This is a genomic window from Agarivorans albus, assembly GCF_019670105.1.
Classification (GTDB): Bacteria; Pseudomonadota; Gammaproteobacteria; order Enterobacterales; family Celerinatantimonadaceae; genus Agarivorans; species Agarivorans albus.
The window spans coordinates 2424671-2450783 of record NZ_AP023032.1 but is presented as its reverse complement, the minus strand read 5'-3'; the positions used below and the strand labels follow the sequence as shown (position 1 = coordinate 2450783).

Genomic DNA, 26113 nt, shown 5'->3' with positions numbered 1-26113 from the left:
CAAAAAGGCTTATCGAAAGATAAGCCTTTTTTATTGGTTAATTGAAACTTACTTCAAGCTAAACGCTGCATCTATTTGTATCCCCCGGCTATTTCTGGTTCTACTTGTTTTAGGGTAACTAAATTGCGTTGTATGGCTTCTTCTGGCAGCGGAATAAAGCCGTATTTGCGCATTTTTTGTTGCGCTTCTTGAGTCTGAACATATTGAACAAACTGTTTAAATGCGGGGGCAGGGTAACTGCCGCTAGGTGCCAAATTTACGTACATATAGTAGACGTTGGCGAGGGGGTAACGACCCGACAAAATAGTTTCGTGGTTTAGGTCAAAATAGTCGCCGCTGGCATCAATTAGCTGCAGGGCTTTGGCTTGGTCGAAATTGCTTTGATATAGGGTATAGGCAATAGCATTTGGCTGTTGGTTAAGGGTATCTAAAAGTTGAGCTGCTTCAAGCTGCTTTACAGAGCTTTGTTGTTCGCCTTTGCAGGCAACGAGATCGGTAAACTTCTTGTGTTGCTTGAGTTCGTTTAAGCCTGCGTAAGTTTGTATCTGATCCTCACTGGAGCTCAGTTTTAGTGCATTCCAGCTCGGTGAGGTGTTTGTGTCGTTACATGCAAATAGTTTTGCTAGAGAGGGCATATCTATGGCGTTAACCGGATTCTCTGGGTGAACTAATATTGCTGCTGCATCAGAACTGAAAAACAGTTCGGTGGGTTGGTAACCATAACGCCTAACAAACTCGGCCATGTCGCTGTCTAGCCAACGTTCAGAGCTAATGCCAACGTAGCCTTTACCTTGAATAAAACTGTGCGCAACATTATTAGTTCTGATGATGCCAAGTTGCTTGCTTAGTTGCGCATGTTTAACTAGCTCTATTACTGGCTCTACCAGCTCATTTTCTACAATTACGCGATGATGATTATTAGCCTGAGCATTAAAGCTAAACAAACAACAAACAAATACAAAAACGCTACGAGATAGAATCATTGTTTAACTCCTTGTTGGTTCGTACCTTGTTCTGAGCTGTATATGGTCCACTGTTGTTGGGCTTGCAATTGTTGCTCTTTAAACACCGCTATCACTCGCCGCTTTCGCTGTTCTAGTTTTGCGGTGTATTCAGTTTCTTGGTAGTACTCTTGCACCAGTATTTGGTCTGGGCTTATGCCTTTATCAAATAGCGCTTGGCTAATGGCATTGGTGCGCTTTACGGCTAGTTGGTGATTGTAATCTTCGCTACCTTCACTACTGGTATCGCCAATTAAGGTAACTTGCAGTGTGGGTTGTTGTTTAAGCTGAAGAGCAATTTTGTTTAATGTCTCTGTTTGATCACTCCTGAGAGTCGCACTATCCAGATCAAATAGAATACTTTGAACCAGATAGCTTTGGTGACTAAGCCAAACAGCACAGCCATTGTTGTCGACAATCGTTCCAGCTTGAGTGTTTCGGCACTTGTCTCGTTGGTTGATTACTCCGTCGTTGTCGTGATCTCGTAGATCATCAATTTGGTGGCGACTTAGCTGAGTGTCTGGTTGGTGGGAGCAAGCTATTAATAAGCTGGCACTAAAAACAGTTGCGATAAGTTTAATCATTTATTGTTCGCTCCTGTTTGCCATTGTTCGGGATACTCAACACGTAACGCGTATGTTAATCGTCCCATTGCATTTAAGATCCTATAAGCTGCTAGGGTGTGTTCGTAATCGGTTTCTATATAATTCTTACGGGCTAGAAACACCTCTACCTTGGCATCTAATACGTCTAACAAGCTGCGTCTTCCAACATTAAACTGCTCGATGTACCCCAGCTCTGCAGCTTTTGCTGCGTCTACATTTACCTGTAATAGCTGTTTTTGTTGAGCCAGAAGCTCGTAGGCGTGCCAAGCTAATGTAGTGCCTTCTACAACCTCGCGTTGGGCGCGAATTCTGGTATTTCTGGCTTGTTCGCTACGCCATGCTGCTGCTTCGGTATTGGCTATGGTTCTGCCACCGCTAAAAATGTCGTAACTCATGGTAAGCATGATTCGAGCATCGCGATCAGGGCCTCTTAATCCACCTACGTTTTCATTGCGGTTGGCCACTGCTTCGATATTAAACTCTGGGTAGTAATTACCTTTTTCTCGGCGAGTTTCTTGGTGAGCGGCTTCTATGTCAGCCATTGCTGACTGGATTTCTGGGTGCGCGTCAATACCTTGCTGAATGGCAATTTCTTTATTGGGTGGAATAAGCTGATAATCGAATTGTGGTTTAACCAGATTATCGGGAGTTTTACCGACTAAGCGGGTGTATTGAGTGCGCAAATCGTAGAGGTTGTTGGTTGCCGCAATCATAGAGCTTTTTGAAGTGGCCACACGAGCCGATATTTGTGCAAGGTCTGAGTTACTACTTAAACCTTTTTGAGTGCGCTCCAAAATATCATCATAAATTTCTTCATGCTCAACAACATTTCGCTCGCTTAACTCTAATACCGTTTGAGCTTTTAAAGTATTCAGATAAACGCGTATTACATCTAATGCAACGTTTTCGGCGTCTGATAACAGCAATAAACGTTCAGATTCAGCCTCAAAGCTTAATCGAGATATATTGGCGTTGGTTTTTAAGCCGTCAAATAGTAATTGGGACGCTTTAATGCCTACCTCTGTTCGGTTCATGTTTCGCTCGTCGCTGGGTATTTGTACACCACTGTTATAGTAGGTGTCTTCGTAACCAGCTGCGGCGTAAACATTAAGTTGTGGCAAATAGTCTGCTTGAGCACCGTCTACATCGCGCAACACAGATTGAAAGCGTGCGTATTGCCCAGCAATGTCTGGGCTGTAATCAATAGCGTAAGCTACCGACTGTTCAAGTGACAACGCTGCGGCATTTGCGCTAAATAGGCAAGCCACAGCGGTTATTACAGATGATCGCATTCCTTTTCCTCATCCGTTAGGGTTCACGAAGAGCGTTAGCTTTAGCCCGCAATAAAGGTTTCAGCCAGTAGCTCAATACAGATTTTTCCCCGGTTAGTATGTCCACCATAGCTTGCATACCGGGGATTACTTGCAAGTTAGTGTTGTTTGTTTGGTCTAATTGAATATGGGCTTGGTAATAGGTGCTGCCATCTTCGTCTTGAAGGGCATCTGGGCTAACGTAGCTCACAACCCCTTGTTGGCCGCCGTACACTACAAAGTCAAAGGCGGTAAACTTCACCATGGCGGGCAAGCCTGTCCGGATGAAGCCAATATCTTTAGGGGCAATTTTAGTTTCAATTATCAATTGACTATCTTTTGGGACAATTTCCATTATTGCTTCACCTGGGCGAATCACGCCACCGACAGATCTAACAAGAATATCCTTAACGGTCCCGTCTATGGGAGCAACCAGCTTGGTTCTATTTAGTTGATCAGCGACAGCGTGTTGGCTTTCGTCTAATTGAGCGAGTTTTGCTGATACCTCGTTAAGCTGTGCTTGGGCTTTGGTTCTAAATTCAACGGCTATATTGCGGCGCTCTAAGATTGCTTCGTTAATAGCAGCCTTCAGTTTACTGGCCATCAGTTGTGCGCTTGCGATATCCCCATCCAGCTGAATTTTGTCGCGTTGTAGTTTTAGTAATTCGACTTTTGCAACAGCACCGCTAGCAACTACGTCTTCTAACATTGATATTTCTTGCGCGACTACGGCTAAGCTGTGTTGTAGAGTTTGCTGATTGCCAAGCGCCTCGTTAAGTGCTTGGGTTTGTTGTTCTATTGCTAAAGTTGCTTCTTCTAATTGGGCGTTAAGTTGGCGGATCCGTTGTTGGTAGTTGGCAGTAGCATTAGTTTGAGCCCGTTGGTTTTGGTTAATAAAGCTTAACTCAAGAGGTTTAACTAACACTTGATTCGTCCAATTGTTGCTAGCATTGTTTATATTAACGCTGGCTAACTCGGCTATGAGGCGAGTTTCTTGAGCGAGCAGGGTGCTACGTTGTTGTTCGCTCTCTTGAAAAGCCGCTCTAAAACGGGTGTCTTCTAAAGACAATAGATGTTGGCCTTGGCTAACTTGATCACCCACTTCTACATATAGCTGTTTAACAATGCCGCCTTCTAAACTTTGAATTTTGCTAATGGCAGATGAGGGTACTACTTTGCCATTACCCACAATAACTTCATCTAAAGTAGCCAATGCAGCCCATACAACTAAGCAGATGATAAGGCATCCGCAAAGCCATATTATGTGCCTAGATTGTTGCGCTAAGCGTTGTTGTTGCCAAGCAAGTTGATTAGTCATGTTTGGCCTCTCTTACCACACTAACAGAGTGGCGTTTTTTACTTTGAAGCCCTAGGATCACATCGGCCTTATCATTGGCGACGATATGGCCTCTTTCTAATACGATGATCCGATCACAAATACTAAGTAAGCTTTGTTGGTGCGAACTTATGACTATGCTTATGTCGCGGGGGAGTTTAGCTAAGCTGTGCTTCACTAAACTTTGGCTGTTGTTATCTAAGGCACTGACAGGTTCGTCTAGCAGCAGTAGTTTGGGTTTACGGTATAAAGCTCTAGCTAGAGCAACTGCTTGCCTCTGGCCTCCTGATAACAACATACCGCGTTCGCCCACTTGGCTTTCGAGTCCGTTACTCATTCTGCTTAAATGGGCCTGTAAGCCAGAATGTTGAATTGCCCAGGTTAGTTTTTCCTCATCTAGCGATGTGGTACCTAGCAAAATGTTTTGTATTACCGAGCCAAACACCAATACCGGGTCTTGTCCTAACCAGCCTATGTGTTGGCGTAATACTGTTGGTGCCCACAAGGAGGCATCGATGTCTTGGTAACTGATTTGACCAGAGCTAGGTGCATATTGATTAGCCATTAATGAGATAAGGCTAGACTTGCCAGAGCCTGCGTTGCCAATTAGCCCCAAGCGCTCACCGGGCATTAATTGTAGGTTAATGTCACTTAAGGCATTAAAATTTTGCTCTGGATAGCAAAAGCTCACGTTTTCAAAACTGATTTTACCTTCAAAGTTGTTTGCTTGGACTTTATGCTCTGCTTGATGTTCTTGCGGTAATGCCATCACTTGCTCGAGCCCTTGTATTGCTGCTTGGCATTGTTGGTAACGTAAAATAAGCATAGATAACTGATTAATTGAACCAGCTGCTCGTCCGCTTAACATTACAATTGCGATTAATCCGCCCATACTCAGTAATCCCTCTGAGATACGGTAAACACCAATAACCACCAGCCCAATGGTGACAACTTGTTGGCTAGTAACTATTGAGTGGCTGATTAGATTGCTTAGATGGCGAGAGCGAATTTGCCAGTCGCCCATTTGGCTTGTTGTTTGCTCCCATTTTCGCTGATTGACGCCTTCAGCGTTAAATTGCTTGAGCTCGGTAAGGGTAGTGAGGCTTTCAAAAAGCTCTGCCTGTCGTTGGGTAGAGAGCTTTGCACTTTGTTCCATACTGGCAGCGATTCTAGCTTTCATTATCAAACTAAAGACAATTAAACCGCTTAATACAGCTAATGGAACAAACACCATTGGACCACCGAGCCATGCAATCAAGGCTAAGAAAAAAAGCGTAAAAGGAAGGTCAACCAAGGTGACTAAAGTTACCGAGGTAAAAAAATCTCGAACACTATCAAAGTCTTGTATTTGCCTAGAAAACGCACCCACTGATTGTGGTTTGTTTTCTAAACGCATGCCTAATACCTTCTCCATAATGCTAGCTGAGATGGTGTTATCTATTTGCTTGCCTGCCATGTCGGTGATGTTGCTACGCGCTTTACGTAGCAACCAATCAAATATCAGTGCAATAGTTACGCCTATAGCAAGTGTCCATAGGGTATTAAAGGCTTGGTTTGGCACCACGCGGTCGTAAACATTCATGGTAAACAACGGAACTACCATGGCTAATAGATTGATGAAGATAGACGCGACCAGTAAATCTCTAAACCATGGTTTTGCTTGTTCAAGAGCCTTATAAATCCAATGCGTTTTTTTACCTTGGTGTAATTGTTCAACTCTTTGATCGGTGTTTTGTAGCGGGGTTATCAACCATGCTTGTTCGGTAGCTTCTGCCATAAAGTCTGCGATAGCTTGTCGCTGGCTATTAGGCTGGTTGGTGTTTTGATAGATAACTACTTCTTTGGTGATCGAAGAGACAATGCGTAACTGTTGCTGTTTATCAACCACCAACAAAAGTCCAGTGAATTGCTTAAGTTGAATAAGTTTAATCGGTGTGGCTGAAAGCCCCGCCTGTACACAAGCTCGTGCATAGTAGTCAGCTTCTAGCTTGCCGTTTGCAAGCGGTAAGCCTCTAACAGTCACCGACTTATTGAAATGGAGACCGAAATATTTGCATAGCCACTCTATGCTTTCTAGCCAAGCATCCTGCTTATCCATGTAGTTTTTAACTCACTATTAGGTTTTGGTCATCAATCATTTTTTGAAGTAAATCCGATTGGTCAGCAAGGCTAGCGTCGCCTTTGTAAAGTTCATCCAAACTCACGCCCGATAACTGGATACTTTGGGTGACGTTTGTGGTGTCAGGTTTTATTTCTAATAAGGTAGAGCCTGATTGTTCGCTAAGCTGAATGTATGTTTCGGCGCTACTTCCGTTGTTAACACCTAAGCCATGCAAAATACTGCTCAGGTCTATGGCATCTGCTTTTTCTGCTGCGTTAAAATCGCTAATGGTATCGAGATTTGGATTGCCGGTGCTGCCAAGATCTTCTGTTCTAAAAGCAAAAACATCGTTATTTAATCCGCCTGATAGTAGGTCGTTACCGGCACCGCCAATAATTAGATCCTGTTGAATTTCGCCATCTAAAGTATTATCGCCAACAGGGCTTAGTGATATTTCGAGTTCTTGGCTAATACCTTCAGCTTTGTTGTCATCTAGCGTTGCCGAACTGTCGATTAGTAATGTGAAATTGGTTGCTGAGTTATGGCCGCCTGTAATTGCTAGATCTGCAACTTCGTTCATCATAAATTCTAGCTGGCCGTTATTGCCCGCTTGGCCAGCTATTTCTATGCCGTCGGGGATCCCGGAAATAGTTATTTTGCCTTCCTCTCCAGCGGCTGGGTTAATTAAATCCATACTTATTCCTAGAGGAATATCGCCACTTTGCTCAGCATAAATGTGGGAATACTGCAGTTCTACAATGGGAGGATCGGGCAGGGGGCTGATGTTAATAGTTAGGTTTTCTGTGGTTACATCGCCTAAATCACTCACTTCGCTACCTAGTACAAATGCACTATCTTTGGTTTGGGAGAAAAGTGTTACATCTAGTTGGCCAAATGCGTCTCCGGCATACAGTTGTAAACTTGTCACTGAAGCCGCATTAATCAGCAATGAAGCAATGTAGCCTGAGCCGTTATAAACAAAATGCGCTTGTTGGCCATTAATAACAATGCGATCTAACCCCGTTAGAGCTGAAGCATCAGAACTGTTATTAACCTCTAGGCCAACCAATATCTGTTCATTACTATCAGTTTCAAAACTGCTTATATTAAGTGGGATGTCGATGGCTATGCCCTCGTCAGAGCTTAAGCTTTCTGGCACTTCGAAGAATTGGCTATCATCACCGACCGGATTAACACCTACCACAAAGTCTTGAGTACTTACTTTAAAATCATTGTTTGCAGTTTCTAGGCTTATGGCTTCGAATATTAGCGGAATATCGCCGCTAAAATCGAGAGGTGGCAGTATGTAGATTTCAGATAACTGGCTACTGCCTACACCCCAGGCATGCGTTGGAGCGCCATTGAAGCTTCCGCCATCAGCACCGTTGTTTTGTAGTAGTTGATAGTTACTGCCATCAAAATAGCTGAGTACAGCTCCTTCTGGCACGCCGTGAATACTTAACGACGCAGTTTCCGAGCCGTCTAAGTCTATTTGGTGGGCGGCTAAGCCATCTAATTTAATATAGTTGTCTTCATCTCCGCTGCTGTTAATAGCTGCTAGCAGAACTTGATCGGCAACTGGTTGAACTTTTATCGTTAAGCTGGTGTTTTTGGTTTGGGTATCCAGCAGGCCATCGGCTAAATCAGTGATGTTGGCTGCTACGTCGATAGTAAGTTGGCCACTAAAATTGTTGGGTGGTCTAAACTCGATTTCATTTAACCTAGATGGATCTATTACTGTCCAAGTGTCGTCTCCGTTATTAGTTATGATTGCTGAGTCACCAATAAAACTGCTATTAGCTGGAACAGTAAAGATTAGGCTATTCACGGTTTCTATACCTTCACCTGGTATATTCGAGTCGCCCAAAACAAAAGCCATATTGAGATTTGTACTAGTATCTTCTTGGATGACGTTGTTACTAATTGTGAGGGATATGTCGTCGACGATGGGCTGTACTAAAATACTGATTGCTTGCTGCTCGGAGATGCTATCCCCAGTACAAGTATCAGTTACGATCACCGTAACAGGAATGTCTAATTGGCCAGCGTAATCTTCATCTAAGCCAGTTATTGTCATCGTTTCGATGGCACTAGCCGAAATTGTATAGCCGGTAACGTTTCCTAATGCGTTGTATTCGGGATATATTTCTGCACCTTCTAGCTCCACGCCATCGGGTAAATCGTCTACAGATATGTAAAATGAAATCACGTCGCTAGGGTCATTGGCGATGTCGCCATTTAAATGGCCGCTTACGTCTATATCTTGTCCTTCGTTGGCATCAACGATTGAATTAGATAAATCTCCGGGAGCTGAAGGAGTACAAGGTACTGTGTCTCCACCAGAATGACCGCTTACTTGAACTTGCAGTGGGGCTGAAATGTAGCGTGCATCTTCATCGTCAATCACCCTTGCTCTAATTGTAATAGTGACTTGATCTGTATTCAGCGCGCTGTATAAGCTTGCGCCAGCCAAAATGTCTGCCGCGGTTTCTGCCACAGAATCACTGGTTAATCCGTTTGCTGGAATAATCCAATTGTTGTTGGCTCCCATTATTGCACCGTTGGGGTGTTCTACTTGAAAGAATTCACCTTCTGGGATTACGATTTCTATGTAGTCTAAGTATTCAGAGCCATCTAAATCTGAATCAACAAAAAGCACGCTACCATCAAGTGAAATAGCGCTTCCGTCGTTGCTTTCTAAGGGGCTTGTGATTGCCTCTAAACGCGTATCCAGTTCAACTCTGCCTTCCACGTCTATCTGTAGATTTGCAGTGAGATTTTTTGTATCGGTAGCGCCAGTTGGTGAGGTATCAACTATTTGGTAACTAATTGGAATAGTAAAGTCGCCACTAAGATCAGCGTCAGCTCGAATAGTTAATTGTCCGCTAGACAAAAAGTTGGCTAAGTTAGTGGTGTTAGGATCAAACAAGGTGCTTAAGTCTAATCCTCCTGGCGGAACCAATGCTGGGACGCCGTCGATAAATAAATGTAAGTCACTAGGTAAACTAGTGATGGTGTATGCAGTGATAGTTTCACTACCATCACTATCTGCGCTTAAAGGAGGCATTAGATTTAATGAAACATTTCGGTCTTCTACTGCTTGGGTGAATAAACTAGCACCATCGTTTTCATCTACCACCGGAGATACTTCTATGTTTACGGTGTATTCAAATTCACCGCTGTCGCCATCGGGCTCAGTAGAAATAGCTTTAATATCGAAGCTTAATTCACCACTAAAGTCATCATCGGTTTTTACAAATAGCTGTGACAGAATGCTATTGTTTACTTGATATATAGCCCCTGTTACTGGGTCTTTCCCCACCACTTCTAATGGGTAGGGATTACCTAGGCTATCAACTAAGCGTATGTTGTCGGGCAGATTGGTTATGAGTAAGTTGATGTTCTCTGAGGCGTCATCGTCTGAAGTTGAGAACTCAAAGTCTAAGGCAAATAATTGATCTTCATTAAAGCTAGCTTGATTGCTTATTACATTGTTTACTTGGTCGATTGCCCAGTTACCGGCACCTGCGTCGGCTACTGTTGGGGTATCAACGACACCAGTTAGTGATACTGTGATGATTTGAGCAGAGCTTTCCGCAGTGACAGGAGAGGGAACGAGACCGTCGATGGTAGATTCGCTAGCAATTGCGGTTACACTCAGCGTTAAGCTCTCTGTAAAGGAGCTTATATCTGGCTTGGGTATTAAACTCACTATGCCAGCATCAAGTTCATTAGCTTGCACAAGGTAGGTGTTTGGGCTGCTCAATACTGTAGAACCACCAGATACTTGCCAGCCGTCTTGCACTACAATTTTGTAGCTTAAGGTCTCTGAATCATCAGTATCATTTAGTTGGCCTGCTATCACGTCACTTAGGTTAATGGCTTGATCTTCTAAACCTTTAATATTTCTCACCGAAAGGCTAGGTAAATCAGCTTCTGGTTGAACATTAATCGTTACTGTTTGGCTTGTTTGAGCTGTTTGGTCGCTTGCAGCGGCAAATGCATTGCCAGCTTCGGTTGCTATGGCAATTAAAGTGAAGGTGAATTGGCCTGCCAAGTTGTTATCGGCTTTTACTGTTATTTGGTCTAGTTGGTTTTGGTTATAGCTTTTGCCTTCGGTTACCGGGTTGCCATTTAAACTAAGTTGAAGCCCGTCGGGTAAATCAGCAAATTGATAGCTAAGTGTTTCTGAACCATCTATTGAATCGACTAAGTTAGCTGTAATGTCGAGGGTTTGGTTGCTATCGTCGTCTTCAACCATGTTGTATGTATATTGTGATGACCCACTCCAAGTTGGGGGGTCTGCTACAGGTAAAACAGATACCTCCAGATTGCTGCTGATCACGCGGTCACCCGAAAGGGTAGAAATGGTAGAACTAATCGCTAAGGATACTGAGCTGGTGGTGTTGGACTCGTTTTCGGCTGGTTGATAGCTTAATACTCCATTGGGTTTAGCGACATTGCCGCTAAACTGCAAATCGGTGATGGTAATCAACCCACCACTAGCAACCAATAAGGTATTTCCAAGAAATAGGCTACCGCCATTTAACGACGTTTCGTCGATAATAATATTGGTAACGGCTTCATTTTGGTCGGTATCGCCGGGGCGAACTTCAATAGATAAAGTAACGCTGTTATCTTCTGTTGTTTCTGCGTTTTCGGTTCTAATTACCCCTGGAGAATCACCTAGGTTTAAGGTGGCTGTGCTAGTTACCTGGTCGCCGTCATTGTCTTCTACTACGTAGGAAATGGAATCAAGCAATGCTGGAGATTCAGTGACATTGGATTCTGTTGTTAGAACCAGTTCGCCATTGGCGTGTAGGGTTAGTTCACCGTAAACTTCGCTCAACAAATTTGGATTTAGTAAGTCTATGGTCACAGAGCTGTTCGCTGCTATAGCGTAGTTAGTGCCCATATAATTGAAGCTAACAATACTAGCCCCGTCGCTGCCGCTAACTGTTTCATTAAGTAACTGGGTGCTAAAACTTTCGCCTTCAACCAAATCTAAGCTGCGGTTTTCACTTTGGGGCGTATCGTCGGTAACAGAGACACTAAAGTTTGTACTTGCGCTAACATCATTATCTGCGTCTATAGCAGTAGCGACAAAATCTAGCGCTAGTAAGTTTTCGCCGTTACCATCGGGATGATCTAAGGCTGCGTATAGCTCAAATTCGGTGCTGCCATCAGTATTTATTTTTATTTGAAATATTGGCTCTGCTAGATCGTTTGTTGCTATGTACCAACCGTCGTTATTTGCAGCCGCTAGATTGACAGGGCTTCCTCCAGATTGAATACCTAAGGCATTAAATGCTGCTGTATCTAAAAGAATGTCTGTGATCTCATCGCTACCAGCGCTTACTTTAATGGTTGGGCTAACTGTAGAAATGCCACTTGCAATGTTGCCATTGGCTAAATCGGATTCATTTACATCAATTTGCCCCGCGGTTTCAATTTTGGGGTCTCTGCCATCATAAATTGTGACTATTGAACTTGCAGCAATGCTAGTGCCATCAGTATCGGTGGCACTTATTGGTAGGCTAAGCGACAGAGCATGATCTTGCGATGAATCTAAATGATCAATAGCGCTGTACAGGTTAAATGTTAACTCTACGTCAATAGAACTATTGGCGGCTAACTCAAAGTCGTCGGGTAAGCTGAGGCTGAATACAACTGTATTGCCATAAACAGCATCGTACGTGCCATTAGCATTATCTTGCCAACTTAAGGCTTGGCCATTTTGACTGATGGTATTGCCTAAGCTATCTAAAACTGGGCTACCGTTGGTGATATCAAGGAATAGCTTTTCTATTGGGTCTTGATTAGCGGTTACCGAAACGGTGGTTGTGGCGGTTGAATTGATAGTGAGCGTTGTGTCTGGATCACGCGGTGTTTCGCTTACTTGTAAGTCTCCTACGGTGACCGCAATGTCATCACTGTCAGTTACAGTTATATCAAGCGCTAGTGATTGGGTGTCATTATCGCTATCCCGTACATTTATCTTAATAGGGAAATGGCTACCGTTGTTTTGGTCTAGCCCTTTATACAGAGAAAACTCATAGCTTAGTGTTTGACTCTGATGAGCATCGGTTAAATCGTCAATGACTATAGTGAATACTGGATCATTAACGTCATCTGTATAGGCTGTTAGGGTATTGCCACTAGGGCTCACTGCAAATGAGAGGCTTTCTCCACCACTGGTCATTGCCGTTTGCTGATTATCGAAAAACAACTCGTCAATCGCATCACTACCAATAGTTAAATCTATACTGCCACTGGCTGTAACTGTGCCTAAGTTTAACTCCGCTTCACTTAAGTTTAGGCTTTCATTATTGGTTAATTGCGGGTCAGTCCCGTCGGCTAGTACCCAGTCAATTAAGCCAGGTTCGTTTGCGGTGCCGTCTAAGTCGCTAGACAAAATAGTGAGCTTAATAAAGCTTAAATCACTGCTACTAAACTGATTGATGCTATCAAACATGGTTAGCGTTGTAGTGCCATTTACCTCATCGCCATTCGCGATTGCGCTTAAACTAAGGGTAAAAACCAATCCAATAAACGGTACTTCTGCACTTATGGTTTTGCCGTCATCACTCAGGCTGTAGCTAAGGTCTATTAAACTATTACCACTAGTCAGCGCTAATGATTCTAAATCAACCAGTGTCGCTTCACTAAACTTAACGCTATCAGGATCTGGATTGTCGCTACCTGGTTTAATGGTAAAGCTTTCTGTGAACACGTTGGGCGAGTCACTAAGACTACCTTCGGTATTGTATTTAAAATCATTAACAAAGCTGCCTTGTGAACCATCACTTATCACAATGTTATTGTGCGCTGAGGCTGTGTCACCGGAGCTGTCGATAGCTTGATAATCAAAGCGCAATTCTTGTGCTTGTTGATGATCTAAATTTCGGTTAGCAACAAATAACCAATAACCTGAGTCATCAACCAACAGATACCCTTGCTCAGTAATGAATACCGCAGGCACAATTCCAACATCTTTAGTGACACCATCAACAGTGACTTGGTTAACCTTGAGCTCGCCATCCAAGCTATAGTCGTTGGCAATAACATTACCAAAAACGCTATCACCCTCGGTAACTTGGGCATAGTCGTTAAAAAGCTGCGGCACCGAGTCTTTAACCAAAATTACGAGCGGGGTAAGTACGGTTTCGCTTGTGCCATCTGCATCATATTGAGTGGCTGAAATAATCGGTGTTAAGAAGGTTTCATCGGTATCAAGGGTATTGTCTAAGGCTTTGTAAATTAGAGTTTGAATGGAATTGTCAGCCAATACACTAAATCTAAATACCAACTCATTGGTATCTGTGGTTCTGCCTTCGAGTACTTTATTGTCGGCTGAATTAAAGATGGTTAAGTTACTTCCGCCAGATTGGATACTTACCAGTTCAGGTTGTAGCTCGGAAAAAGTGATCTCTTGAGCATCGAAAATATTAACGTTGGAGTTTGTGACTAATACACCAGCTTGATACAAGTCGGTTTCCAATAGGTTATGAGGGTCGGGCTCAGCAAGCAGCGGTAGGGCATCTTGCGTACTGTTTCCAGCTACATCACTCACCTCGGTTGTCAGTATCCAATTAGCCAACTTATTTAGTTCACTGGTATCTATATTGTTAGTTAGCCAGTCACCGTTTTGATCAACGGTGGCTAAGGCAATAACAGTACGGGGGCCATCTGTAATAGTAATGATTACTTGTTGGCCTGGTTCAACGCCGCTTGTAGTACCTTGGAGGCTGGTGAGAACGCCAGCTTTAAATTGAGAGATACTAAATCCATCTAGAGTATCTATATCGATGGTGGGGATACTGGTGTCTAGGGTGATTACGTTATTAGCCGATGCCGGGTTACCGGCAATGTCGTTACTTGTAACTGTTAACTGCAATTCACCGTCGGCCAAGCCACTTAAGTTTTCTACAACTTGCCAATGGTTATTTAGAGAGGTGGTGGTGAATTGTAAACTTGTGCCTAAGCTATCGGTAACGGTAATGTTTATTGGCTGGCCATCTTCTACATCAACTAATTCTCCTTCTAAAAGGCTTTGTCCCACTTCGGCTTGGTTGAGCGCGTTATCACCATTTCCTTCAAAACGAGCGCTAATTGAAGCTTGGGTGTCTTTGATGATGCTGGTGGTTGCGGAAACAGAGTTTCCAGCAATATCACTGGTAGATGCCGTTAAGTTAAGCTCCCCATCGGCTAGGTTACTCAGATTGCTGCTAGGTATTAACCACTGTCCGTTGGCGACGGTAGTTTTTAGGTTAAGGCTTGCACCATTTATATCGGTAATTTGAATATTAACTAACTGGCCATCTTCAACATCAGTTATTTCACCAAACAACTGTGTCGCTGGTACCTCTAAGGCATTTACATAATTGTCGCCTTGGCCATCGATGTTTGCGCTGATGTTAGCTAAGGTGTCCTTAACAATGGATGAGCTAGCACTCGCTAGATTGCCCGCTATATCAGAGGTGTTGGCGGTAATGGTTAAGCTACCTTCAGCTAAAGGTGTTAAATCAACATTACTGATTTGCCAGCTGTTATTAGTAACCGTGGTTTGAAAGCTTAGCTGCTCACCGTTATTGTCTGTAACCGTAACACTAACTATTTGGCCATCTTCAACGGCTGCAACTTGGCCGTATAGTAAAGTAGAAGGGGACTCTATAGCATTTATATAGTTGTCGTTAACTCCATCGATATCGGCAGTTAAGCTTGCGAGAGTATCTTTAATGATTGTAGAGCTAGCTGATGCAGGGTTTCCAGCTATGTCTACCGCGCTAACGTTAATGGTTAACACGCCATCTTGTAAGGCCGTCAAATCGGCGCTGGCGATGTTCCAACTGTTGTTAAGCACTTGGCTGGTAAAACTGAGTTGCTGGCCTGACTCATCAACAACTTGCACCAGTACCACTTGATTGTCTTCTATCCCGATTATGTTTCCATATAAGGGAGTAATCGCTTGTTCATACTGGTTTACGTAGTTGTCGCCTTGGCCATCTATTTCCGCTTCAATAACAGCCGTTACATCTTTAATGCTTGAATCGTTGGCATCGACAAACTGCCCAAAGTAATCAGTCACGCTAGCGTAAACATCAATCGGTCCTTCGTTTAGCGATTGAATATCGAGATCTTGGTAACTGTAGTTATTGTTACGTACTACAGCCTCTACAGTTAGAGTTTGCCCTGCAGAATCGGTAAGCGTAATCACTACGATGCGACCATCTTCTACATCTGGTGCCTCGCCGGTAATTAGTACAGCCGGTACTTCAAACTGGTTTTCGTAGCCATCGCCGCCATCTACAATATTCACTGTTAATTGCGCTTGGTTACTTAAAGGAGGAATTTGGTCAGCTTGAGCACCCTGTTGATTGGTATTTGTTACAGCTTGCTCTGTCGCTTGTGTATTAAAGCCTGCTTCTGGGAGGGTTTCATCTAATGTGGGCTGTACACGAACGATAAAGGACGCGCCTTGGCTACCTTGCTCGCCGCTGAGGGGGGAAGTATTCCCAGAGTACAAGGGTGGACTATCTTGTTGGCTGTTATTAGTTTCAGTGGAGTCGAGTTCGCTATCTGCGATGGTTTGTTCAGCATCACTCACTAGGTTTTTAACTAGGGGGATGCTGCTATCGATTATTTCAGTTGGTTCAACCTTGAGCCAACGTCCATCACCCATGACTTTCCAAATTTGACCTTCGATGTCAACGTAGACAACTGGCTTCATCCTTTAGCCCTTACAGTAAACAAAATATGCCTAACATTATGTTTAGCACATATTTTTCAACATTGAGCAATTTGTAAACTAATTACTTAAGAAAGCCTTTGAAGGCTTCATCTTGTTGTCTGTTGATTGATGTTTATTTCAAAAATCTACTGTTAGCTAGAAGAGATTCTTGCCCCTGCTATACCTCTAAATAGTGTCTAAGCAACTAACAAAAGCAGTGAGGTTGTGCGTACCGTTTGCGACAAAGCCTACATTTGCAGCCTAAATTGTTTGTCTTATGTACTCAAAAACTTGCCGTCAATTAGTTATAAGTGACTTAAATACAATGACTTAGATTATTCCCTAGAGTTTGGAACGGTTCTGGCAATAGCTACAGTGGGAACCGTTTATCAAGCTAATAGGAAGAAATGTTATGGCTATTCGTCAATGTGCAATTTACGGAAAAGGCGGTATTGGTAAATCTACCACTACTCAAAACTTAGTTGGTGCTTTAGCGGAAGCGGGCAAAAAGGTGATGATTATTGGTTGTGACCCAAAAGCCGATTCAACACGTCTAATTTTACATGCAAAAGCGCAAAACACCATTATGGAAATGGCAGCGGAAGCGGGTTCGGTTGAAGACATCGAATTAGAAGATGTACTTAAAGTGGGCTACGGCGGTGTACGTTGTGTTGAGTCAGGTGGTCCAGAGCCAGGTGTTGGTTGTGCTGGTCGTGGTGTAATCACAGCGATTAACTTCTTAGAAGAAGAAGGCGCTTATGAAGAAGAACTAGATTTTGTATTTTACGACGTACTGGGTGACGTGGTGTGTGGTGGTTTCGCCATGCCTATTCGTGAAAACAAAGCTCAGGAAATCTACATCGTTGTATCTGGTGAAATGATGGCGATGTACGCTGCTAATAACATTTCTAAAGGTATCTGTAAGTACGCTGCTACTGGTGGTGTTCGTTTAGCGGGTCTGATTTGTAACTCACGTAAATGTGACCGTGAAGATGAGTTAATTGAAGCGCTAGCAGCCAAAATTGGCACTCAAATGATTCACTTTGTGCCGCGTGACAACGTTGTACAGCAGGCTGAAATTCGTCGTATGACAGTAATTGAATACAACCCTAAATGTAATCAAGCTGACGAATACCGCACCTTAGCCAAGAAAATCATCGACAACAAAATGTTTGTAGTACCTACGCCGGTAACTATGGATGAGCTCGAAGAGTTGTTGATGGAATTCGGCATCATGGATGAAGAAGACGAATCAATCATTGGTCAAGTAGCTGAAGAAGCCACAGCTTAATCACTCATCTCAGTGAGTAAATTGATGCTATAGGAGGCAGCAATGTCAGATAAAAAAGCAGAGACTCAAGCGCTGATTGATGAAGTGTTAGAAGTCTATCCAGAAAAAGCTAAAAAAGACCGCCAAAAACACCTAGGTGCAAACGACAGCGAAGGTGGAAGTTGTATTACTGCTAACCGTAAGTCACTTCCTGGTGTTATGACTGCCCGCGGTTGTGCCTACGCAGGTTCAAAAGGGGTAGTGTGGGGGCCAATTAAAGATATGGTGCATATCTCTCATGGTCCAGTGGGTTGTGGTCAATACTCTCGAGCTGGTCGTCGCAACTATTACACCGGTTATACCGGAGTAAATAGCTTTGGCACCATGAACTTCACCTCTGATTTCCAAGAGCGTGACATTGTGTTTGGTGGCGATAAAAAGCTAGCAACCATGGTAGACGAAATTGAGATGTTATTCCCCTTAGCTAAAGGGATCTCGATTCAATCTGAATGTCCGGTTGGCCTAATTGGTGATGATATCGAAGCCGTGGCTAAAACCAAAGGCGCCGAGATTGGCAAAACCATTGTTCCAGTTCGTTGTGAAGGTTTCCGCGGGGTGAGTCAGTCGCTTGGTCACCACATTGCTAACGATACTCTACGTGATTACGTATTGGATAAATCGGAAGACAAAGAAGTTGCTACTAGCGATTACGATGTAGCCATTATTGGTGATTACAACATCGGTGGGGACGCTTGGTCTTCGCGTATTTTGTTAGAAGAAATTGGTCTTCGAGTGGTGGCGCAGTGGTCTGGTGACGGTACTTTACCAGAGCTAGAGAACACGCCAAAAGTGAAAATGAACCTAGTGCACTGTTACCGTTCAATGAACTACATCTGTCGTCATATGGAAGAGAAATATGGCATCCCTTGGATGGAGTACAACTTGTTCGGTCCTACCAAGTGTGAAGAATCATTGCGCGCTATCGCCGCTAAATTTGACGAGAAAATTCAAGCTAAAGCTGAAGAAGTTATCGCCAAATATAAGGAACAGTGGCAAGCCGTGGTGGATAAGTATCGCCCTCGTTTAGAAGGCAAGAAAGTGATGCTTTATGTAGGTGGTTTGCGTCCTCGCCATGTAATTGGTGCCTATGAAGACTTAGGTATGGAAATTGTTGGTGCTGGTTATGAGTTTGGTCATAACGATGACTACAGCAAAACCGTACCAGAAGTGAAAGACGCCACGCTAATTTACGATGACGTAACAGGTTACGAGCTAGAAGCTTTTGCCGACAAACTCAAGCCTGATTTGATAGGTGCGGGTGTTAAAGAGAAATACATATTCCAAAAAATGGGTATTCCTTTCCGTCAAATGCACAGCTGGGATTACTCAGGTCCGTACCACGGTTTTGATGGCTTCGCTATTTTTGCCCGCGACATGGACATGACCTTAAACAACCCTTGTTGGGACAAGTTAACGCCACCATGGAAGAGTGCCAAAGCAGCCGCTTAAGTACTAGCAAGATCAGGAAGAGTGCAATAGCGCTTAAAAAATTAACTCAATTCGTAGTTCACAGATGAGTGGCGCGAAAGGAGAGATACAATGAGTCAACAAGTAGATGATATAAAACCTGGCTACCCCTTGTTTGAACAGCCAGAGTACAAAGACATGATGGCGCGTAAGCGTAGCGATCATGAAGAAGGTGTCAGCGACGAGAAGATCAAGGAAGTATTTGAGTGGACCACTACCCAAGAATACCAAGATCTTAACTTTTCTCGTAAAACCCTAACCGTAGACCCAGCCAAGGCCTGCCAACCATTAGGTTCGGTATTGTGTGCGCTAGGTTTCGAGAAAACCCTGCCATATGTGCATGGTTCTCAGGGTTGTGTAGCCTATTTCCGTACCTATTTTAACCGCCACTTCAAAGAGCCTGTTGCCTGTGTATCAGACTCAATGACTGAAGACGCAGCGGTATTTGGCGGCCAGAAAAACATGTTTGATGGCCTGCAAAACTCTTTAGCATTGTATAAGCCTGAAGTTATTGCCGTGTCTACAACCTGTATGGCAGAAGTAATTGGTGACGACTTAAACGCCTTTATCGGCAATGCCAAAGAAGAAGGTTACATTCCTAAAGAACTACCTACACCTTTTGCTCATACACCGAGCTTTGTAGGCAGCCATGTAACCGGTTGGGACGGGATGTTTGAGGGTTTTGCTCGCTATTTCACCCTAAACAAAATGGACGATAAAACGGTAGGCAGTAATGGCAAAATTAACCTAATACCAGGTTTTGAAACCTACTTAGGTAACTACCGTGTTATTCACAAAATGATGCAACAAATGGGAGTGGATTACAGCCTACTTAGTGACCCATCAGAAGTGTTGGATACACCTGCTGATGGCGAGTACCGCATGTATGCTGGTGGTACGCCGCTAAGTGAGCTTGAAGACGCACCTAACGCAATTACAACAGTGTTATTGCAGCCTGATCAGCTAACTAAAACCAAAAAGTTTGTAGAAGGTACTTGGAAACATGAAGTTCCTGCATTGCAAATTCCAATGGGCTTAGATTGGACCGACGAATTTCTTATTAAAATTGCCGAGTTAACTGGCAAAGAAATTCCAGAAAGCTTAGCCACAGAGCGTGGTCGTTTAGTCGACATGATGACCGATTCACACACTTGGTTACACGGTGTGAGTTTCTCTATCTATGGTGATCCAGATTACCTAATGGGTTTAACTAAATTCTTACAAGAATTGGGTTGTGAAGTTAAACACATCTTATGTAACAACGGCGCTAAACGTTGGCGTAAGAAAATGGAAGCGCTTATTGCTGAGTCACCAAGCACCGCTAATGCCGAGATCCATGTAGGTAAAGACTTGTGGCACTTCCGCTCGTTGGTGTTTACCAATAAACCTGACTTTATGATTGGTAACTCTTACGCCAAGTTTATTCAGCGTGATACCAAAGCAAAAGGTGAAGAGTTTGAAGTACCACTAATTCGCTTAGGCTTCCCGATCTTTGATCGCCATCATTTACACCGCAACACCACACTAGGCTACGAGGGCAGCATGTACATGCTTACCACCTTAGTGAACGAAGTACTGGCAAAACTTGATCAAGATACCAGTGATATGGGTAAAACAGACTATGGCTTCGACCTAGTGCGTTAATCACTGCCCACCACAAGACTGGCCGGGGCTTTAGCCCCGGCCACTTAAGGAAGAGATATGCCAAACCTAATTATTAGCCGAGAAAGTTCTGGCGCGCTTCAAGCCTATATTGCAAAGAAAGATTTGGAGTTGCCGATTAACTCATTGCAGTTTGATCAACAAGATCAATGGGGTGGGGAAATAGAACTTAGTGACGGCAGTAAATTTTATATTGAGCCAGTAAATCCAGCGCCAAGTTTACCTAAAACCTTTCGTGCAAGACGCGCTTAATATGCGTTAGTCCTGGTGATGAGATTGATACGCTAAGGAGTACCGATGAAATCAAACATTAACGATAACTTAGCGCTGCGATTGGCTGTGGCGTCTAAAGCGATTCCAGATATTGAACTAAAGCAGTTTGTATCATTGCTGGTGGGTCACTGCGGCGAACCATTAACCGAGAAAAAGTTAAGAGCCTTAAGCCCTAAAGTATTACGCGAAGTATTTCAAAGCTCTCGCTACAGTGTAGAGCGCGCCCAAGTAAATCAATTACACGCAATATTAAGCTCAGAGCAAATCAGTCCTATGGAAGCGCCGGTAGTCCCGGAGCAAACCTTGCTAAAAGGACCGATTGTACAACTTGCGGTAAGTTCTAATAATTTGGAGCGTATCGACGGACACTTTGGATCATGCTTACGTTTTCTTATTTATCAAGTGAGTGCTCAAGGTTTTCAGTTAGTAGATGTTCGGCCGGTAATTGAAAACTTAAGTGGCGATGCGCGTACTAGCTACTTAATTGACTTAATCGGTGACTGCCAATTACTCGCCACCTTGTCGATAGGCGGGCCTGCTGCTGCTCGAGTGAGCCGTGCTGATATTTTGCCCTTGAAACAACTTACGCCTCAGGCCGCAAGATCTATCTTAGAACGCTTGCAAACAGTGATGGATTGTCCGCCACGTTGGTTAGCTAAGTTGCTAGAAAAACAGGAGGCAGAAGCATGTCTACTATAGAGCAGGCTGTTACAGCAGAGCCAAAGCAATGTTCTTGCAAAGGTGAAGAGCAGCTACATGGCCCAAAACACTCATCTAGTTGTCAGTGTAACAGCCATCAGTCAGAAGACTCAAAACCTGAGCATAGCTGCGGGTGTAAGCATGAAGATCACGCTGTCACCGAAGAGCTAAGCCAAAGCCTAATTGATAAGTTAGTGGCAAGCTTGGCCGATAAAAACGATTACCAAGCAAAGCTTAGTTGTTTTAAAAAACATCATCCAAGCATCCGAATTATCGAGTGCAGTGAAGATGATATGGCTGAACGAGAAGCGTTTATGAGTGCCAGTTATTTTGATTTATTCTTAATGGCTAAAGGCACTAGCTGCGCCAGATTAACCAATAGCGTTGATCTAGCTATTGGTGTCGTAATTGCTTTGCACGAAGAGTGAGTTATTAAAATAGATTCTTATGTACTGCCTAGTGCCAACATTAGGCAGTTTCTTTAAACAGGTTAGTTAATCATGAGCAGTAATATTACCGATCGCTATATCTCTTTTTGCAACATCAACTGTGATGAAAATGCAGACCGCCTAATCAGCATGCTTGAACAGCATCTAAACGCAAAAAGGGGAGGCGAACTTTGGCTGACTTACTTTCATGATAAACGCGCAGAACAAGCAAAAATGCAGCGAGATAACCTTAATTTTATCGGTAATCAAACTAATCCTTTGTATGAGTACTTCGAAGTTTGTGAAGACACTCAGGCTTTAGAGTTACTTTACAAAATTGAACAAGAGTGCTGTTAAGCAAAATCGCTGCAGTCTCACCTATTTAGCACAACAAAGCTCAGCCTTCTCTTTTTGATTCAAGATGTTAGCTTTATGGGCGCTAAGCGAGGCTATGGTAGTTGATGCAAGCATAGTAAGTACCATTGGCCACAGACTAGTGTGCGAAAGCATAGCTGCTACCGCGCTAATCGCTGCTCCAGCAAAGAACTGAATAGCGCCTAATACTGCCTGGGCGGTGCCAGCGCCTTTACCAAAGTGTTTCAAAAAACATACGTTAGCATTAGACATCGTGCCGCCAGTTGCAGCCATGCAAATAATAAAACCACTTGCCGCAAACCAGAGGTTGTTGGGCGCGAACACGATTGAGGCAACCAACACTGTTGCTCCGACAAATTGCATGGCCAAAAAGCTCACTAACATGTGTTCGGGCTCAGAGTGATTTAAACGATAAGAGTTATAACGGTTAACAATTACAACGCCCACCACGTTTGCAATAAACAACATTGAAAACAGCTCTTCTGAGATCCCAAATTTTACGATATATGCAAACGGCGCATTTGTAATAAAGGTCATCAATACACCGTAGGCAAAAGCTTGGGAAATCAAATATCCAAGAGCATGTTTGTGCTTCAATACATCAACGAAACTTACCTTATTGCTTGGGCCATGTTGTGTGTTGGCTTGTTTGGGCATAACAGCAATTGCCCATAAGGCAACCACACAAGCAAATACCCCCGAACTAATAAATATCCAATGCCAATTAGAGACTTGCAGAATAAAAGTTCCAACGGATGGGGCGATAGATGGGACTATCATCATAATTAGCATAACTAACGAAAACAGTTTTGCAGCCTCTTTGCCCTCGGCATTGTCTCTAATTACTGCTGGTACTCCTACAACAGCAATACCACCGCCTATTGATTGCAATATTCGCCATAACCAAAACAAGGCTAAATTGTTTGCTAAGGCCAGAAACACACTGCACACAGCGAAGATAAGCAGACCGATCACCATTATTGGTTTGCGACCATATTTATCAGATAAAGGGCCGCCGATAAGTTGCCCTAAAGCCATTCCAAATACGTAAATGCTTACGGTTATCGCCACTAATGAGGTACTAACCCCAAAGTCTGTAGCAATAATCGGGATAGCTGGTAGATAACTATCAATGGCGTACGGCGTCATAGCAAACACTGATGCCAATAAAATAATGAGCTTCTTGGATATTCTCTGTTGCATAAGCTTACCTATTTATCTTTCTGGAAAGATATTAGCTGGAGTTTATCTTTCTGGCAAGATATATTGAAGTCGTAGCTTACTAACCGAGAACCGATATTGAAGCATCAAGAAAGCATCGCTAGCATTTTAAGCTCCACCCAAAAAAATTGGCCAGAAGCCTACAGCACTATCACTCCTGCGATATTACGAATGGTTCGCACCCAGCATACGCTTAGCCAAGCAATGGAACAGCTGATAGGTCAATATCAGCTACAAGCTGCTGATTTTGGTGTTTTGGTCACTTTAAGGCGACACCCAGCACCTTACTCTTTAACACCTACAGAGTTATACAGTGCTATGTTGTTTAGCTCTGGCGGGCTTACTAAAGTATTGAATCGAGTTACCGAGGCAGGTTTGGTTGAAAGGGTGGACAATCCTGAAGACAAACGCAGTAAGCTGGTTAAGTTGAGCAACAAAGGTAAGCAGCTTATTGAGCGGGTAACACTTGAGCTACATGATCAAGAACAACAGTTTATGTCGGTATTAAGTAGCGATGAACAAAAACAGCTAAACCATTTACTGGCAAAGCTTGCCGGTAGTTAGTTGAGCTAAATAGCTAAAGTAAGCACTTTAAGGGCTTAGTATTTGTTGTTAATTGGCTGAGTAGCAATGCAAACCCAAGTTGGCAACTTGGGTTTTGGCTTACCAGTACTTTTGTTTATTAAGTGCGGCAACACATTGGCTTGCCCCTTTAATATTGGGGATTTCTTGATTGGATAGGCTTTGCGCTAACCATCCTTCTGGGTGGCTTAACTTACATGGTGCTTTGATTTGTTTCTCAGTAATTTGCTTAAAGCCAACTTTGCCATAAAAGTTTGGGTCGCCATAAGTGATTAACAAATCTACATCTAGCTTGCGTAATTGCTCGACACCGTAATTTATCAGCTTTTGGCCCACACCTTGGCCTTGCTGCTTGGTAGCTATAGCCACTGGAGACAATATAAACGCCACGTCGTCAGATGCGAGCAACATGCGACTAAAAAAGATACAACCCGCCAGCTCTTCGTTTGTGCTTGCTACAAAGCCGATTAAATCTTGCTCTGGCGTAGTCTCAATCATTTCAGCGACTAAAGCTTTAATTAACTGGCCTTCTTCTGCGCCTTCAGAGTCAGCAAATACTTTTTCAAATAACTGTGTTACGGGGCTCGCTAAACTAACGTTAAAAAGCGATAGTTTCATCACCGGATCCTTTCTAAAGTTTGCAGTAGTTTATAACAAGCAAAATAGTAAAAATTTGCTCTAAACCAAATTAAGCCTCATTGGTTAAGTGGCCAAATTGAGTGAGGTAGGTCTAACATTAATTGAGAACCGTTAGTGGGTTAATTTTTAACGAGTTTTAACTCTATTCATGTGAAAATAAGCTAGTTATACTATTGTTAGTAAATACTGTTTTAATCCAATGTTTAAAGGACTTAATGCATGTCAACAACCTGTCTTAATCAGGCTAACACTAGCAGCGAACAAGTTATTCGTCGTTTGTATCAAGTGACAAATGCACATAACGAAGGCTTCGAAGCGCAGATCCTGGCGCTGCTTCAAATGGGCTTAGAGCGTTTTAACTTGGATATCGCTATTTTGTCTAAGATTCAGGGAAACGACTATGTTGTTCAATATTGCGTCACTCCAGAGGCTGTTGAGCTCAAAGCTGGCGATCGTTTTACCTTGGATACCACATACTGTGGAATCACCTGTGAAGCCCAAGCACCGGTAGCCCTAGAATACATTGGTGAACATGACATGTACGCCAGGCATCCGGCCTACAAAGCATTTGGTTTAGAGTCTTACATTGGTATGCCTATTCGTTTAAATGGTGAACTCTACGGAACCCTAAATTTTTCTAGTCCTGCTCCTTATCCTCGTCACTTCCAAGAAATTGATATTGATGCGGTGCAATTAATGGCTTCATGGATAGAAGTAGAACTGATTCGCAGGCAACAAGAAGAGCAGCTAAACAAACTTAATCAAAAGCTAAAACGATTAGCGAACTACGACAGTTTAACCGAGATACCAAATCGCCGTGGGATGTACAAAAAGCTAAAGAAAAGTATGAACTTGTTAAGCCGAACTGGCGGTGAGGGCACGTTGGCTATTGTGGATATTGATCACTTTAAAAAACTCAATGATACCTACGGTCATCAGCTTGGTGACAAAGCATTAGTCGAAACCGCGAAGCAAATTAGCAATTCCTTAAGAGACTATGATTTTGTTGCTCGTTTGGGTGGAGAAGAATTCCTAATTTGGCTGCCCAATAGTAATTTAAACGGTTGTGCAAAGGTATTTAGTCGGGTGATGAAGGCGATTGGCAGTATTGAGTTAACAGAAGATCCAATTACGGTATCTATTGGTGCTTATTATCTCGGCTTTAACGAGAGCAGTTTACCCAGTGATTTTGAAATGCTAGCGGACAAAATGATCGCGATTGCTGATAAAGCCCTATACGAAGCAAAAGAAACTGGACGTAATAAGGTAGTAACGCGCAGTGGTTCTATTGAAGACTTTTCTCTTTAATCCTCTTTTGGGTAACTCAAACTAGCTGGTAGCCACATCTTCTTAC

The 26113-nt window shown here is 43.2% G+C and carries 17 protein-coding genes; 9 read left to right on the top strand and 8 right to left on the bottom strand.

Annotated elements, in window-relative coordinates:
* Positions 1-71: 71 nt before the first annotated feature.
* From K5620_RS11275 to K5620_RS11250, 6 genes are read right to left on the bottom strand one after another with little or no spacing between them, the layout of a single operon-like run.
* Complete coding sequence (locus K5620_RS11275) at positions 72-983, bottom strand: PstS family phosphate ABC transporter substrate-binding protein (RefSeq protein WP_016403304.1); 912 nt, start codon at positions 981-983, stop codon at positions 72-74.
* Positions 980-1585: an OmpA family protein gene (locus K5620_RS11270; protein ID WP_016403303.1), complete on the bottom strand. Its 606-nt coding sequence runs from the start codon at positions 1583-1585 to the stop codon at positions 980-982. Before K5620_RS11270 ends, K5620_RS11275 begins: the two co-directional genes overlap by 4 nt.
* On the bottom strand, positions 1582-2898 hold the full coding sequence (locus K5620_RS11265) for a TolC family outer membrane protein (RefSeq protein WP_016403302.1): 1317 nt from the start codon (positions 2896-2898) through the stop codon (positions 1582-1584). The genes K5620_RS11270 and K5620_RS11265 overlap by 4 nt, the downstream gene beginning before the upstream one ends.
* A 16-nt stretch (positions 2899-2914) precedes the next feature.
* Positions 2915-4234: an HlyD family type I secretion periplasmic adaptor subunit gene (locus K5620_RS11260; protein ID WP_016403301.1), complete on the bottom strand. Its 1320-nt coding sequence runs from the start codon at positions 4232-4234 to the stop codon at positions 2915-2917.
* The gene (locus tag K5620_RS11255) at positions 4227-6350 is read right to left on the bottom strand and encodes a type I secretion system permease/ATPase (protein WP_040307538.1); all 2124 of its coding nucleotides are present in this window, start codon (positions 6348-6350) and stop codon (positions 4227-4229) included. Before K5620_RS11255 ends, K5620_RS11260 begins: the two co-directional genes overlap by 8 nt.
* A 7-nt stretch (positions 6351-6357) precedes the next feature.
* Positions 6358-16083, bottom strand: coding sequence for a T1SS-143 repeat domain-containing protein (locus K5620_RS11250; protein ID WP_040307537.1), 9726 nt, complete (start codon positions 16081-16083; stop codon positions 6358-6360).
* Positions 16084-16495: 412 nt separating this feature from the next.
* Here K5620_RS11250 and nifH point away from each other — a divergent pair, with 412 nt between their 5' ends.
* The 7 genes from nifH to cowN all read left to right on the top strand — a co-directional run bounded on the left by nifH (position 16496) and on the right by cowN (position 22299).
* On the top strand, positions 16496-17374 hold the full coding sequence (gene nifH / locus K5620_RS11245) for a nitrogenase iron protein (RefSeq protein WP_016403298.1): 879 nt from the start codon (positions 16496-16498) through the stop codon (positions 17372-17374).
* Between the two features lie 42 nt (positions 17375-17416).
* Positions 17417-18862: a nitrogenase molybdenum-iron protein alpha chain gene (gene nifD, locus K5620_RS11240; RefSeq protein ID WP_016403297.1), complete on the top strand. Its 1446-nt coding sequence runs from the start codon at positions 17417-17419 to the stop codon at positions 18860-18862.
* A 90-nt stretch (positions 18863-18952) separates the two neighbouring features.
* Entirely contained in the window at positions 18953-20524 is a 1572-nt protein-coding gene (gene nifK / locus K5620_RS11235) for a nitrogenase molybdenum-iron protein subunit beta (protein WP_016403296.1), read from the top strand.
* 57 nt (positions 20525-20581) lie between these two features.
* A complete protein-coding gene (nifT, locus tag K5620_RS11230; protein WP_016403295.1) occupies positions 20582-20794 on the top strand; it encodes a putative nitrogen fixation protein NifT in 213 nt (70 codons plus the stop codon).
* A 45-nt stretch (positions 20795-20839) separates the two neighbouring features.
* A complete protein-coding gene (locus tag K5620_RS11225; RefSeq protein ID WP_016403294.1) occupies positions 20840-21514 on the top strand; it encodes a NifB/NifX family molybdenum-iron cluster-binding protein in 675 nt (224 codons plus the stop codon).
* On the top strand, positions 21502-21942 hold the full coding sequence (locus K5620_RS11220; protein ID WP_016403293.1) for a hypothetical protein: 441 nt from the start codon (positions 21502-21504) through the stop codon (positions 21940-21942). The genes K5620_RS11225 and K5620_RS11220 overlap by 13 nt, the downstream gene beginning before the upstream one ends.
* Positions 21943-22014: 72 nt before the next feature.
* Entirely contained in the window at positions 22015-22299 is a 285-nt protein-coding gene (cowN, locus tag K5620_RS11215; RefSeq protein ID WP_016403292.1) for a N(2)-fixation sustaining protein CowN, read from the top strand.
* A 21-nt stretch (positions 22300-22320) separates the two neighbouring features.
* Here cowN and K5620_RS11210 read toward each other — a convergent pair whose 3' ends face one another.
* The gene (locus tag K5620_RS11210; RefSeq protein WP_221077361.1) at positions 22321-23520 is read right to left on the bottom strand and encodes a multidrug effflux MFS transporter; all 1200 of its coding nucleotides are present in this window, start codon (positions 23518-23520) and stop codon (positions 22321-22323) included.
* A 96-nt stretch (positions 23521-23616) separates the two neighbouring features.
* Here K5620_RS11210 and K5620_RS11205 point away from each other — a divergent pair, with 96 nt between their 5' ends.
* Complete coding sequence (locus K5620_RS11205) at positions 23617-24102, top strand: MarR family winged helix-turn-helix transcriptional regulator (RefSeq protein WP_016401563.1); 486 nt, start codon at positions 23617-23619, stop codon at positions 24100-24102.
* A gap of 99 nt (positions 24103-24201) precedes the next feature.
* Here K5620_RS11205 and K5620_RS11200 read toward each other — a convergent pair whose 3' ends face one another.
* Positions 24202-24738 (bottom strand): GNAT family N-acetyltransferase, encoded by a 537-nt coding sequence (locus K5620_RS11200; RefSeq protein ID WP_016401562.1) that lies wholly within the window; start codon positions 24736-24738, stop codon positions 24202-24204.
* A gap of 240 nt (positions 24739-24978) precedes the next feature.
* Between K5620_RS11200 and K5620_RS11195 the strand changes: the two genes are divergently transcribed.
* Positions 24979-26067 carry a sensor domain-containing diguanylate cyclase gene (locus K5620_RS11195; RefSeq protein WP_016401561.1) on the top strand — a complete coding sequence of 363 codons (1089 nt, stop codon included), beginning with the start codon at positions 24979-24981 and terminating at the stop codon, positions 26065-26067.
* The last annotated feature ends 46 nt before the right edge of the window (positions 26068-26113 follow it).

Coding starts and splice junctions, on each gene's coding strand:
- K5620_RS11275 (WP_016403304.1), bottom strand. CDS start 983: ATGATTCTATCTCGTAGCGTTTTTGTATTTGTTTGTTGTTTGTTTAGC.
- K5620_RS11270 (WP_016403303.1), bottom strand. CDS start 1,585: ATGATTAAACTTATCGCAACTGTTTTTAGTGCCAGCTTATTAATAGCT.
- K5620_RS11265 (WP_016403302.1), bottom strand. CDS start 2,898: ATGCGATCATCTGTAATAACCGCTGTGGCTTGCCTATTTAGCGCAAAT.
- K5620_RS11260 (WP_016403301.1), bottom strand. CDS start 4,234: ATGACTAATCAACTTGCTTGGCAACAACAACGCTTAGCGCAACAATCT.
- K5620_RS11255 (WP_040307538.1), bottom strand. CDS start 6,350: ATGGATAAGCAGGATGCTTGGCTAGAAAGCATAGAGTGGCTATGCAAA.
- K5620_RS11250 (WP_040307537.1), bottom strand. CDS start 16,083: ATGAAGCCAGTTGTCTACGTTGACATCGAAGGTCAAATTTGGAAAGTC.
- nifH (WP_016403298.1), top strand. CDS start 16,496: ATGGCTATTCGTCAATGTGCAATTTACGGAAAAGGCGGTATTGGTAAA.
- nifD (WP_016403297.1), top strand. CDS start 17,417: ATGTCAGATAAAAAAGCAGAGACTCAAGCGCTGATTGATGAAGTGTTA.
- nifK (WP_016403296.1), top strand. CDS start 18,953: ATGAGTCAACAAGTAGATGATATAAAACCTGGCTACCCCTTGTTTGAA.
- nifT (WP_016403295.1), top strand. CDS start 20,582: ATGCCAAACCTAATTATTAGCCGAGAAAGTTCTGGCGCGCTTCAAGCC.
- K5620_RS11225 (WP_016403294.1), top strand. CDS start 20,840: ATGAAATCAAACATTAACGATAACTTAGCGCTGCGATTGGCTGTGGCG.
- K5620_RS11220 (WP_016403293.1), top strand. CDS start 21,502: ATGTCTACTATAGAGCAGGCTGTTACAGCAGAGCCAAAGCAATGTTCT.
- cowN (WP_016403292.1), top strand. CDS start 22,015: ATGAGCAGTAATATTACCGATCGCTATATCTCTTTTTGCAACATCAAC.
- K5620_RS11210 (WP_221077361.1), bottom strand. CDS start 23,520: ATGCAACAGAGAATATCCAAGAAGCTCATTATTTTATTGGCATCAGTG.
- K5620_RS11200 (WP_016401562.1), bottom strand. CDS start 24,738: ATGAAACTATCGCTTTTTAACGTTAGTTTAGCGAGCCCCGTAACACAG.
- K5620_RS11195 (WP_016401561.1), top strand. CDS start 24,979: ATGTCAACAACCTGTCTTAATCAGGCTAACACTAGCAGCGAACAAGTT.